This window comes from Pirellulales bacterium, from assembly GCA_035499655.1.
Lineage (GTDB): Bacteria > Planctomycetota > Planctomycetia > Pirellulales > JADZDJ01 > DATJYL01.
In genome coordinates this window covers 1-12,596 of record DATJYL010000241.1, presented here as the reverse complement: position 1 = coordinate 12,596, position 12,596 = coordinate 1, and the positions used below count along the sequence as shown (strand labels likewise).

At 56.7% G+C, this 12,596-nt stretch carries 10 protein-coding genes; 3 read left to right on the top strand and 7 right to left on the bottom strand.

Going from position 1 to position 12,596, the window contains the following annotated elements; all coding sequences use genetic code 11:
- The 5 genes from VMJ32_19000 to VMJ32_18980 form a co-directional block, all read right to left on the bottom strand.
- The coding region (locus tag VMJ32_19000) for a hypothetical protein (GenBank protein HTQ41081.1) at positions 1–1,758 on the bottom strand (1,758 nt) is incomplete at its 3' end.
- 257 nt (positions 1,759–2,015) lie between these two features.
- On the bottom strand, positions 2,016–2,237 hold the full coding sequence (locus VMJ32_18995; GenBank protein ID HTQ41080.1) for a hypothetical protein: 222 nt from the start codon (positions 2,235–2,237) through the stop codon (positions 2,016–2,018).
- Between the two features lie 166 nt (positions 2,238–2,403).
- Entirely contained in the window at positions 2,404–4,098 is a 1,695-nt protein-coding gene (locus VMJ32_18990; protein HTQ41079.1) for an FAD-dependent oxidoreductase, read from the bottom strand.
- Complete coding sequence (locus VMJ32_18985) at positions 4,095–4,691, bottom strand: rhodanese-like domain-containing protein (protein HTQ41078.1); 597 nt, start codon at positions 4,689–4,691, stop codon at positions 4,095–4,097. Before VMJ32_18985 ends, VMJ32_18990 begins: the two co-directional genes overlap by 4 nt.
- 84 nt (positions 4,692–4,775) lie before the next feature.
- Entirely contained in the window at positions 4,776–5,105 is a 330-nt protein-coding gene (locus VMJ32_18980; GenBank protein HTQ41077.1) for a metalloregulator ArsR/SmtB family transcription factor, read from the bottom strand.
- A 601-nt stretch (positions 5,106–5,706) separates the two neighbouring features.
- Between VMJ32_18980 and VMJ32_18975 the strand changes: the two genes are divergently transcribed.
- Together VMJ32_18975 and VMJ32_18970 are read left to right on the top strand one after the other, a co-directional pair.
- Positions 5,707–6,678 (top strand): SgcJ/EcaC family oxidoreductase, encoded by a 972-nt coding sequence (locus VMJ32_18975; protein ID HTQ41076.1) that lies wholly within the window; start codon positions 5,707–5,709, stop codon positions 6,676–6,678.
- Between the two features lie 56 nt (positions 6,679–6,734).
- Positions 6,735–8,201, top strand: a complete 1,467-nt coding sequence (locus VMJ32_18970) for a hypothetical protein (GenBank protein ID HTQ41075.1) — start codon at positions 6,735–6,737, stop codon at positions 8,199–8,201.
- Between the two features lie 142 nt (positions 8,202–8,343).
- Here the strand turns inward: VMJ32_18970 and VMJ32_18965 are convergent, their stop codons facing one another.
- Both VMJ32_18965 and thrC read right to left on the bottom strand, forming a co-directional pair.
- A complete protein-coding gene (locus VMJ32_18965) occupies positions 8,344–9,651 on the bottom strand; it encodes an amidohydrolase family protein (GenBank protein ID HTQ41074.1) in 1,308 nt (435 codons plus the stop codon).
- 65 nt (positions 9,652–9,716) lie between these two features.
- The gene (thrC, locus tag VMJ32_18960; GenBank protein HTQ41073.1) at positions 9,717–10,940 is read right to left on the bottom strand and encodes a threonine synthase; all 1,224 of its coding nucleotides are present in this window, start codon (positions 10,938–10,940) and stop codon (positions 9,717–9,719) included.
- 422 nt (positions 10,941–11,362) lie between these two features.
- Between thrC and VMJ32_18955 the strand changes: the two genes are divergently transcribed.
- Positions 11,363–12,596, top strand: a 1,234-nt coding sequence (locus VMJ32_18955; GenBank protein ID HTQ41072.1) for a pyridoxal-phosphate dependent enzyme, incomplete at its 3' end; no start/stop codon positions are given.

The following is a 12,596-nucleotide window of genomic DNA, read 5'->3' as shown; positions in this document are numbered from 1 at the left end:
CACGTTTCCGAAATCGGTAAAATTGCCGCTGCCACCGGGAATGGCTGTGGTAAAATCCGCCACCTTGATCGGATTGCCGGGAATGATGGGGTTTCCGGGAATGATCGGATTGCCGGGAATGATTAGGTAGATGCCTTTTAGCGTTTGCCCCGCGCTCATGCCGCCGCCGACGAAGGCTAGGTCCATGCTCGCCACGGAAGTATCCATCGAGACGCTGGTGAAGAATTGAAAATTCGCGCTCGTGCCGGGCATCTGCGTGCTGGTGTCGGCCACTTTGATTTGCGGCGGTGAAGGCACCGTGCCACTGGAAAGATAAATTCCTTGCTGCCCTGCCGAGCCGTTGCCGATGTAGGCCACATTGTTCCCGCTGATGGCCGGGCTGCCGACAAACCCCGTGAAATTCCCCGTTCCGCCGGGAATGGCTGTGTTCGAGTCCGCAATTTTAACGTTCGGCGGCGAGGGCGATGTGCCAAACAGATAAACTCCTTGCTGCCCGCCGCTGCCATTGCCAATGAACGCCACGTTGCCGCCGCTAGTTACCGGAGCGGTGGGCGCAAAGCTGGTGAAGTTGCCCGTGCCTGATGGAATGGCAGTACTTAAGTCGGCAACTTTGATCGGGTTGCCCGGAATGACGTCCGGTGGCGACGGCGTGGCATAAATACCCGATTGGCCGCCGCTGCCGCCACCGATAAATGCCACGTTGCCTCCGCCGATTCCAATTTGCGTAAAAAACGAAGTGAAGTTTCCTGTGCCGCCGGGGATAGCGGTATTCAAATCGGCAATTTTAACGTCCGGCGGGCTGGGCACGGCGGAGGTGACGTAGACTCCCTGCTGGCCGCTGGTGCCGGCTCCCACAAACGCCACGTTGCCGCCGCTGATGGCCGGCTGCGGCATGACGTCCGGAGGCGTGGGGGATTGAAAGCCGGTGAAGTTGCCCGCGCCGCCGGGAATGGCGCTGTTAGCGCCGGCCACTTGGGCAATCCTAACTTCCGGCGGCGATGGCGAGGCATAAGTGTGGCCGCCGGTGTCGACCAGCGCCACGCCGGCCGTCGATGAATCGCCGAGAAACTGGATCGTGTCCGAGAAATCGACCGTCGAGGTGCCCGGATGCGTGAACAAATATTCTCCGCTGACATACGTGGTCAACTCCATCGACTGGGTCAGCACCAACTGCTCGCCGACAAAACCGGCGAAGGTGCCGCTGAGCGTGTTATGGAAGCCGGCGGTAGTGTTGTACTCCAAGTTCAGAGAATTCGGACTGGACTGTTGCGAAATGTTGAAACTGGCCGTGGCAAATGCCTCATACGCTCCGCCAGCAATCACATCGGGCGAGGTCAACGTGCCGCTGATGCCCAACGAAAAGATCATCGTTATCGGCGTGTTCGCCGGCAACGTGGCGGAGGTGATGATGGCCAAGTCGTTGGCCGAGGCCCGCACGTCGGTTTCCGCGTATTCATTCTGGCCGGTGTTGGCATACATCGCGGTGGAAAATCCTTGAAACAAGCCTTCCGAGGCGGTCACGTTTCCGCTGGCGCTGCCGAAGGCCATCGTCCCCGTGGAACTGGTGGTTGTCGGCGTCACGACGGTAGCCGGCGTCGTGTTATTGAAACTATGGGCGTCGTTGACCACATTGGGGTTGGCGGTCACATCAACAACATGAGAAGTGGAACTGCCTTGGACATTGACCTGGGCCCAGGCCATGTTCGAGAAGAACATTGCGGTTAGCACGACCACGCCGGCGACGAGTTTGCAATTCATGGGCGCACTCCAATTCGATCGGGTCGATTTGGCACGCCGTCTGTTCCCGCAACATGCCTGGCTGTCCGCCATCATAAGCCGTGATTGCCGTGCAAGCTACTAAATATCGACAAACCAAAGTGATTTATTTTGTCAAAAATCGGGCCGGAGGCGTTGCTGCGTCTGGATCGATCTGGTCGGCATGACTACGGCTTTGAACTGAACGGTCGATCCCGCACGGCGACGCTCTAAGCAGCGGGGTGTGTTTCCTGAAGCGCTTACAAGTAAACGACAATGGCACGCTCCAATGCCGCGCGGAAGTTGGGACAGATATTTTCAGCACCCATGTGCTGCTCGAATTCAGCTTGGTGCATCAATTGAGCTGGTTGCGGCTGTGCCTGGTAAAATCCAACGGTCAAGCCCGCGGCTAGATCTCCGGGCAGCTTTTTAATGTCGTAGTTACGAAGGCATAAAATGCTCTTTGGCAAGTTCGCACTCATCGGCGTCATCATGAAGTGAGGGCATCCTGAAAACAGGCAGCCATAATACACGGACTTTGCGGATGAGAAAATGTTGAGTTTCGGACAAGTCGCAAGGTAGTTGCTTGAATTGCTACCACCGGGGATGGAGCCTTAAACTCCTGTGCCGAAATGCGAATTTTTAACTTCACTTTAATTCAAGGGTAGCGGCCCTTAACGATTGGCAAACTGCCAACTGGCGCGGTTGAAAAAGTAGATACGTTCTATAGCCACCCGTAATATTCGACGCGGAATATCCTTTTTGTCTTAGAATCCGAGTCGCTAGATAGCCGCGTTGCCCAACCTGACAATAAACGGCAATCGGGCGCTTTTGCGGCAATTCGTCCAGTCGCTGCCGGAGTTCATCGATCGGAATGTTGATGGCCACTGGAATGTGACCATCCGCATATTCATCCGGTGTCCGGACATCAAGTAGCGTCGGCTTTTCGCTTGGTGATGCCACTATGATTGCCTCAACATCGACTTGCGGATGATCGCCGCGCAATAATCCAGCCGCCACAAAGCCAGCCATATTAACGGGATCTTTGGCCGAACCGAATTGTGGAGCGTATGCCAGTTCCATTTCCTCCAAGTCGTATACTGTCATGCCTGCTTGAATTGCCACGGAAAGTACATCGATTCGCTTGTCGACGCCTGAACTGCCGACCGCCTGTGCGCCCAGCAGTTTTCCGGATTCAGGATCAAACAAGATTTTCAGCGTCATCGTTTCCGCGCCCGGATAGTATCCCGCATGATGCAGCGGGTGAACGTAGACTTTGCGGAATGGTCGATTGACGCGGCGAAGGTTTTTTTCTGAAGCACCAGTCATCGCAATCGTGCGATCAAAAACACCGACAATTGCGGTGCCCTGGGTGCCGCGATACTTCATCGACCGGCCAAATACGTTGTCTGCTGCAATTCGCCCTTGGCGATTGGCGGGACCAGCAAGGGCAACTTGTGTTGCATCACCGGTTACTACATCCTTGACTTCAACGGCGTCTCCCACCGCGTAGATATCCGGGTCGCTCGTTTGCAGATATTCGCTGACGCGAATGCCTCCTCGGGGACCGACATCCAGGCCTGCCTCAACCGCCAGTTTGTTCTCCGGACGTACACCCACTCCGAGAATCACGAGTTGCGCCGATATTTGTTGCCCCGATTTAAGATGGACGACTAGTCCACCCCTGGCTTCCTCGAATCGTACCGCCGATTGACCGAGCAATGGTGTTACTCCGTTCTCTAACAGCACTTCGTTGATCGGTGTTGTCATTTCTTTATCGAGGGGCGGCAAGACTTGGTCTTGCAACTCCACGACAGTCGTCGCGATGCCACGTCTCACAAAATTCTCGACCAGTTCCAGGCCGATGAAGCCTGCGCCGACAACAACCGCTTGCTTGACGCCACGATCGACTCGCTGCTTGATGTGATCGACATCCTGTAAATTCCGCAGCGTGAATACGCCGGGCAAGTCGATCCCAGGAATCGGTGGCCGCAAAGGAGCCGCTCCTGGCGCCAGGATCAGTTTGTCGTACGACTCCTCGTACTGCCGCCCTGTCGCCACCTCTCGGGTATGAACCTTCTTCGCAGCACGGTCCATCGATTCCACGGATGCGCCGGTCCTTACATCCAAATTAAAGCGGCTGCGCAATCGCTCGGCGGTGGTGACGAGCAACTTTGCTCGCTCGGCGATCTCACCGCCGACATAGTAAGGCAAACCACAATTTGCGAACGAGACGTCCGGTCCTCTCTCGAATAAAATAATCTCGGCGTCCTCCGAAAGGCGGCGAGCACGAGCCGCCGCAGAAGCTCCGCCAGCCACACCACCGACGATAATTAGTTTCATAATGCGACTCCTTCCATCGATCGGTTTTGTTTTCGATCGGCGAATCCGCACGAATCATTCGCTTCTGCACATCGATTCCACGGCATTTTTGCCAGTAACAAACCCATGCCGCAGGTATCGGTAATTCCCGCAAACACCAAACCGACGCCGATAAAAGCAGATATCCCGAGGAATGCAGGATGAATTGAAGACAGTGCGATTCCCAGCAAGACGATCGAGCCAGCGGCAATTCGCACCTGTCGTTCCAGAGAGACTTGCTTTTTACCGCGCACGACCGGAAACCCGGCTTTGACACAGGCCACCGTCCCTCCGCTAACGTTGATCACGTTCTGCCAGCCAGCATCCAGTAATCGTTGGCAGGCCTGAAGACCTCGACTTCCCGATTGACAAACGACATAAACCGGTTGGTGATCTGCCCCGGGACAAGTCCCTGCCAAGGTCTCTGCGGTCAACTGATCCAATGGGATATTTCGAGCGAATTCCACATGAACTTCTCGAAACTCGGCAGGCGTACGTACATCGATCAGTTCGACTTTTGAACATTGCCGACACCGTGCGGCCAAGCCATCGGCGCTAATCTCTGGGATATCCATATTTTTTCCCTGAAATACTAACGAGCAAGTCGACAACAATAGTCATATATGTCCCGATATTTAGATATATTGTCGCAAAAAAATCTATGTTTTACGGTCGCCAAACCGAGTTTCCACGCAGTCCATGATGTTCGCTAGGTGAGATTCAATGATTTTGTAGTACGCTTTGCGGCCTTGTTTCTCACTCGCCAGGAAACCGCAGCGCTGCATTAGCCGCAGATGTTCTGAGGCCATGTGGCTAGGTATGCCGCATGCTTCGGCCAGGTCGCCGACCGTAAACCGGCCCTGCAGTAACATTTGCACCATCCGCAGACGATGCGGGTGCGCAAGGGTCTTGAGGCATTCCGCTGCTTGAGACAAGGCGTCCAACGATGTCAACCTGGTCCGGGGATTTGTTTTCATTTTGACCGCCATGAGAACCTCCTGATATTCAAATATATCGGAATATTACGATATGTCAATCGCAATTTTAGCGAGTTGGCAGCGAAAGGACTTCTGTTGAAGTTTTTGCCTTGCGGGCGTGCGAAGCTCGAAAGTCGGGGACGCCGTCGCTAATGCCGTTAATGCAGCTACCCAAGGAATTCTCTATCCATTTACAAATTGGAAATCAGTGATGTTGCTTTAGCAATCACTGGGAAGAAATTGGGAAGCGTATTGCCCGCACTGTCGCCATATCAGTACAATGCAACCTAAACGTCAATTTGTTTGTTTCCCTTACCCAGGCAAGACTTGCGACACAATCGCACGCCCAACGCCGCACTAACCCAACATCACCGGCGAAGACTCAAAATCCAGTACCCTCACGGGTGTGGAGGTTCAAGTCCTCTCTCCGGTACTTCTATAATTCAATGACTTGCAACTAGCCGGCCGCTGCTCGAAGTTCGGAGCCTCTGGCAGTATCTTTGCCGCACAAATCCGATGGAACGGTCGACTTTATAAAGACCATTCGTCCGCGCCGACGTATATTGGTAACTTATTGCAACCCTGGGTCTTGAACTCTTTGGAGGTTCCCACAATGAAAAACATCGTTCTGTTGTTGTCAACTTTATTTGCTGCAATCATTTCGATCGGGGTCGCGATCGCGGCGGATAACCCGCCGACGGACAAAGCACAAGTCGACGCCGTCCCGGCCAACGCCGCCCCGGCCGATGCCCACTCCGCGGACGAAGCGGCCATTCGCGCCTCCGGCGCCAAGTTCATCGAAGCGTATAACGCCCGCGATGCAAAAAAACTGGCCGCCTTGTGGTCGCCCGAGGCGGTTTACATCGACCCGCTGACCGGCGAACAAACCGTCGGCCGCGATGCCATCGAAAATGTCTTCGCCGATGCGTTTGCCGACAAGCAAGATGTGAAACTGTCCGTGGATGGCATTTCGATCGAATTCGTCTCGCCCAATGTCGCCATTGTGCGCGGTGTGGCGCATGTGATCCGGCCGGGCGAGGAACCGGTGGATTCCGATTTCACTTCGGTGCGCGTCAAACAGGACGGCCAATGGCTGATTGATCGCGTCTCGGAGGTCGAAAAGGAAAAAACGCCCCCCTCGAATTATGAACATCTCAAAGAATTGCAGTGGATGATCGGTTCCTGGCACGATAACGATCCCCGTCCCGCCGTAGAAATCCAAACCGACTGCGCCTGGACCAAAAATAAAAACTTCATCACCCGTTCGTTTGCCGTCGAAATTGGCGATCAAATTCGAAAATCGGGCATGCAGATTATTGGTTGGGACCCAGTCGCCAAGCAAATTCACTCTTGGGTGTTCGATTCCGACGGTGGCTTTGGCGAAGGCACTTGGACACACAAGGGAAATCAGTGGTTCATTCAAAACACAGGCACGTTGCCCGACGGGGGTAAAGCCACCACCCTCAATATCATGACCCGGCTCGACGACGACTCGTTCAAATGGGAATCGGTAAACCGCGACATTGATGGCACGCTGCAACCGGACGTCGATCCGGTGCTCGTCGTGCGAAAAACTGCTCCGTGAAGTTTCGCCATCAATCCAATCAACAAACACAATTCAATCTCCCTTGAGGTGCGGTGATGAAAAAATTCTTCTTGGTTCTCGTGGCAGCCGTGGCGGTGGCTTTCGCTTGCTCGAACAAAATTTGGGGCCGCGGCGGCATGGGGGGCGGCGGAAGAGTCGGCGGTGGCGGCGCGCGAGTCAGTGGGGGTGGCGGCGGCATGCGCACCGCAAGCGGCGGCGCACGCCCCTCGATGGGAAGCATGCCCTCCATGTCGCGCCCCACACAGTCGTTTAATCGTCCGAGCGGCGGTAATATCGCCGCGAACCGGCCCAGCGGCGGCAATCGTCAATCACTCGGGCAATTGCCCACGCCTGGAACTCGACCCGCTGGCGGCATGAATCGGCCAAACGGCGGCAATCTGGCCACGAACCGACCAAATGCTGGCCAGCTACCAAACGGCAGCCGACCCACTCAAGGCCAATTGCAAAACTTTCTGGATTTGCCCGGCGCCGGCGGCGCCACTCGCCCCGCAAACTTTCCTGGCGGTGGCGCCGGCGCAGCGATAGCCGGTGGAGCGCTGGCCGGCGGCGCAGCAGCGGAGTTTCTGCACGATCGACCCTCCGGCGGAAATCGCCCTGGGTCAGGCGATCTTGCCGGCGGCGGAGTTCGTCCAGGCGATGGCGGCAACCGCCCTGACCGCCCCGGTGACGGCGGTAATCGACCCGATCGTCCAGGCGATGGTGGCAACCGCCCAGGCAACGGCGGCAATCGACCCGACCGGCCTGGAAACGGTTGGGCGAACGATCGGCCTGATCGTATCAACAATTGGAATCAGTGGAACGGTTGGCGGCAAAACAATTGGACCAACATCAACAACAATTGGGGCGACCGCTGGCACAACAATTGGAACGACTGCAATCACTGGTTCAATAATAATTGGTGGGCCAATCATCCGTGCGACGGCTGGCGCTGGCCGGTCGGCGTGAATTGGTGGCGCTGGGCCGCCTGGGGCTCCATTGCAAACTGGATTCCTTGGGGCTGGTCTCAGCCGATTTATTACAATTACGGCGACAACGTCTATTACGATGGCGACTCCGTCTACTACGGCGATCAATCGGTCGCCACCGCCGACGAATATACTGAACAGGCCGAGGCCATCGCCAACAGTATTCCACCTAACGTTCAGCCTGCGCCGGAAGATTGGATGCCGCTGGGTGTTTTCGCCGTCACGCAAGATGGCGAATCGGCCAGCGACCAACCGACCATGTTTTTGCAATTGGCCGTCAGCAAGCAGGGCATTATTGCGGGAACGTACCAAAACACAGTGTCAGGCGTTGTGAAATCGGTCGAAGGCATGGTCGACAAAGAAACCCAACGCGCAGCCTGGACAGCCGTGGGCGAAGATCGTCCGCTCATGGAAACCGGCCTGGGTAATTTAACGCAAGACACTGCCGGCGTGTTGGTTCACTTTGCCAACGGCGATACGCAGCGCTGGATGCTGGCCCGCATCAACAACCCCCAAGCCACCAATACGCCAAATTAACTACGACGTTGCCTGAAATCGGACGCCAAGTGTATGGACGCCACGGGCGATAGGATGGCGCCAATCGTACGGAAATAGAGAGTTTTGTCCAAAACAAAATAGGCCCGCGCGGCTTTTTTGCGCGCAGACTATCATTTAGAGCTTACGGAATTGCAGCCATACGATCCCATAACCGCGCCGCAACCGGGATGGCTCTGCGACGCGCAGCCGCTTCATCACAGCAAACCACCACGCGGTCGCGCAGCACCCAGCCGCCCTCCACCATTACATGCCTTACATGCTGCGATCCCAGGGCAAAAATCACGTGTGCGGCCAGGTTCTCTGAAGCCAGCGGCGTGAACGGTACGTAATCCGTAATCACCACATCAGCCGCGGCGCCCACACACAGTTGACCAAGCGTCACACCCAGCGAAGTCGACGCCCGCCTCGCCGAAGCCGCCAGCATTCGCAAAATATCGCCCGGCGATAAACCCTGCCGCGCCTCGCACGATTTGAACCACGCTGTTCGGGCCTCGGTAAACATATCGGCCCCAATGCCATCGGTGCCCAGCATGATCGGGCATTTCAGTTTCGATAGCGGCGCGTAGCCGACGGCGTTGTTCATGTTGGAGCGCGGATTATGGGCGATCGTCGGCTGCACTTCGTTCAGTTGATCAATGTCGTCATCGGTCAGGTGAATGCAGTGGGCCAGCACGCTATTGGGGCCGAGCAATTGATGCAGACTCAGCCGCTCCATAAGCGGCTTTTTGTATCGCTGGCGGCTGATTTGGTCGTCGCAGGGGTCTTCGGCGACGTGAATGTGGACGCCCACGCCGAATTCATCCGCCCATTGATGGATGCCGATGAGCGACAGATCGTCGAGCGTGAACGAAGCATGGGCACCGGAGAGTGCGGCAAAGCGGCCGTTGCGGGATTTCAGGCATTTGGCGATGTACCGGCGATCCTCTTCCAGCCCCGCCTCCCGGCCGGATTTACCGTTGCGATCGGTGACTTCGTAACACAGCACGCCGCGCAGGCCGACTTTTTCCAGGCCCCGCTCAATCAAATCGAGAGAGCCGTCAATACAATTCGGCGAAGCGTGGTGATCGATCAGCGTCGTCGTGCCGCACCGAACCGCTTCCAACGCGCCGATCAAAGCCGAAGTTTCAATCCCTTCCGCATCCAGCGCCCGATCCAGCCGCCACCACACCAATTGCAAAATCTCAAGAAAATTCTTCGGCGCCCGCGGCGGAGCCGGCATTCCCACCGCCAGCGCCGAATACAAATGTGTGTGCCCGTTCACCAAACCCGGCAGCAGCACCGCACCGCCGCAGTCAATCACTTCATCACCGGCGCTCGGTTTTACATTTCCCCGGGCAACAATTTTCCCGCCGTCGATGCGCAGGTTCCCCGCTTCCACCCGCGGCGGATCAATGTCGCACAGCACAGCGTTTTGCAAAACCAGCGGCATGGTGTGGCACAATGTTTCCGCGATGATCAATTTCAGTAATTAGCCGCCTGACTTGTCCGACGCTTTCACACAATCGCCAGCACCGCTTCCAATGTCGGCGGCACGTCCAGCGGTTCACCCACGGCCCGCAGCGCTCCAGCAATATCTTTCAGCCCGTTCCCCGTAATCATCGCCAGCACGTTCGATTTGGCATCCAAAATTCCCTGCTCACGCGCTGCCGCAATGCCGGCAATCGTGGTCGCAGCCGCCGGCTCGGCAAACACGCCCGTCAACCGCCCCGTCAGCGGCACCGCCCGCATAATTTCCGCGTCGGTCGTGGTCACATACGCCCCGTTGCTTTCCCGGACGGCGTTCACCGCCTTGCGCCAATTCCGCGGCACGGGAACATTGATGCTGTCGGCATATGTGTCGCCGGTTCCCGATCGGTCTAACTTTCCGGTGCGAAACGCATCCGCAATCGGTGCGACACCCTCGGCCTGCACGCCCAGCATTCGCGCCGTCCAATTCGTGATGCCCACTGCCTGCATTTCCACCACGCCTTTGTGCACGCCGGCAATCGAGCAGCCGTCTCCCACGCTGCACACGATCCACTGCGGCGGATCGTCGGTGCACTGCTCGGCCGCTTCCAACCCGCCGGTCTTTTTCCCTTCCACCAAATACGGATTGATCGCCGCATTGCGGTTGTACCAGCCGAACTTTTCGCACGCCTGCGTGCACAAATCGTAAGCCTGGGCGTATGTGCCTTGCACACGAAACACCCGGGCCCCGTAAGCCAACAGTTGGGCCAGCTTCCCCTGCGGCACGTTTTTGCCGACGAATATATTGCACGCCATACCCGCCACCGCCGCCGAATACGCCAAGCTGCTGGCCGCATTGCCGGTCGAAGCGCAGGCGATGGTTTCCATTCCCTCCTGCAAGGCCCGCTGCACGCCGACCGAACTCGGCCTGTCTTTGAACGATCCCGACGGATTCCGCCCGTCGTCTTTCAGCCGCAGCCGCGCAATCCCCAACGCCTTGGCCAGCCGCGGCGCTTCGATGATCGGCGTCCAACCCAAATGTCCACTCGTCGGGCAAAACGCCTCGTCTAGTGGCAATAACTCGCGGTACCGCCAATGCGACCATGCCCGTTGGGCTAAATTTTGTCTGGTCAGCGTTTGGGCCGCGCGGCGCAAATCGAACCGCACGTCCAAAATCCCCTCATCGGGACCACAACGCGGACAGGTGGATACCTCCCCCTCGCGGTATGAAGTGCCACACTGCACGCAGACAAGTTCAGTAATTGAACTCACGGCTAATTCCCGTAATTCCTTCGCGAAACCATCTATGGTAACATAATTAAATTCAGGACGTAACGATTGTGGATGGATGATACTCAATGGGATTGATCATCTTCGGAACCAAGACGACGTTGAAGCCCAAGGCCCCCGAAGGCCAATTTTTTTGCCCGTCCTGTGGTGGCAATTCATCCTATTCGCCGGTCAGATTGTGTAAATACTTCCACTTATTTTTTATACCAATTCTCCGAACACGCGACGACCCAGCGGGAATTCAATGTTGTCGCTGCCAACGGACTTTTGACGACGACGTCCTTTCGCATAGAGGGCAATTACAAACATGGACATGCCCAAAATGTGGCGCGAGTTTGCCCGAAACGAATGTCCGATGCCCATTTTGTAGGGTTCGTCCCGATGGAACACCCGCATAATCAATAATGCATAACGCGCCCAATAAAATTCTCGAAAAAACCATTCGCCGTTGCCGCGAGCGGAACATCGTCATTCCCACTTTTGCCCAATTGAAGAACCCCGACACGGTTCCGCCGGCCATCCGCGCGCGCCTCGCTGGCGAGGGACTGAACGACATCAACCCCGTCAACCTGTTCCGCATCACCTGGAAGAACGAACCCAAAGCCAAAGGCGGCGGCTACAACCAGGGCAATTGGCTCGAATTTCCCTCGGCCCTGACCGGCGTGCCCTCCAGAATTATTGGCCTGGTGGGCAAGTATTTTCCCACCGGGGCGCACAAAGTCGGCGCCGCCTTTGGCTGCCTCGTGCCCCGATTGGTCTCCGGCCACTTCGATCCCACCACCCAAAAAGCCGTCTGGCCCAGCACCGGAAACTATTGCCGTGGCGGCGCGTTCGACAGTGCCCTATTGGGCTGCACCGCCGTCGCCATTTTGCCGGAGCAAATGTCGCGGGAACGGTTCGATTGGCTGGCTTCCATCGGGGCCGAAGTCATCAAAACCCCCGGCGGCGAGGCCAATGTCAAGGAAATTTATGACAAATGCTGGGAGATTAAACGCACCCGCCCCGATTGCGTCATTTTCAACCAGTTCGAAGAGTTCGGTAACGCCGCCTGGCATTATCATTTGACCGGCGGCATCGTCGATGAAATTTATCAGCGCGTTGCCAAATCGGGCGATCGTCTTTCGGGCTACATTTCCGCCACGGGCAGCGCCGGCACCATTGCCGCCGGTGATTTTTTGCGAACCAAATATCCTTCCGTGCGCGTGGTGGCGACCGAAAGTTTGCAATGCCCCACGCTGCTAACATGCGGCTTTGGCGATCACCGCATCGAAGGCATCGGCGATAAACACGTCCCCTGGATTCACAATGTCCGCAATACTGATGTCGTCGCTGCCATCGACGACGAGCAATGCCTGATGCTGTTGCGATTGTTCAACGAACCCGCCGGCCGCGCGTTTTTGCAAAAACAAGGCGTGCCCGCCGCGATGCTCGATCAACTCAACCTCGTGGGCATTTCCGGCATTTGCAATTTAGTGTCGGCCATCAAAACGGCCAAGTTCTTCGAGATGACTGGCCGTGACGTGCTATTTTTACCGCTGACCGATTCCCTCGATCTGTACGGCTCGCGCCTGGAAGAAATGCGACAGCAGCACGGCCCGTATTCAGAATTACTCGCCGCCCGCCACTTCGGCCGCTACC

What these genes read in the sequence shown, in the direction of transcription:
- VMJ32_18990 (HTQ41079.1), bottom strand. Translation starts at nt 4,098, where the DNA reads ATGAAACTAATTATCGTCGGTGGTGTGGCTGGCGGAGCTTCTGCGGCG.
- VMJ32_18965 (HTQ41074.1), bottom strand. Translation starts at nt 9,651, where the DNA reads ATGCCGCTGGTTTTGCAAAACGCTGTGCTGTGCGACATTGATCCGCCG.
- VMJ32_18995 (HTQ41080.1), bottom strand. Translation starts at nt 2,237, where the DNA reads ATGAGTGCGAACTTGCCAAAGAGCATTTTATGCCTTCGTAACTACGAC.
- VMJ32_18970 (HTQ41075.1), top strand. Translation starts at nt 6,735, where the DNA reads ATGAAAAAATTCTTCTTGGTTCTCGTGGCAGCCGTGGCGGTGGCTTTC.
- VMJ32_18985 (HTQ41078.1), bottom strand. Translation starts at nt 4,691, where the DNA reads ATGGATATCCCAGAGATTAGCGCCGATGGCTTGGCCGCACGGTGTCGG.
- VMJ32_18980 (HTQ41077.1), bottom strand. Translation starts at nt 5,105, where the DNA reads ATGGCGGTCAAAATGAAAACAAATCCCCGGACCAGGTTGACATCGTTG.
- VMJ32_18975 (HTQ41076.1), top strand. Translation starts at nt 5,707, where the DNA reads ATGAAAAACATCGTTCTGTTGTTGTCAACTTTATTTGCTGCAATCATT.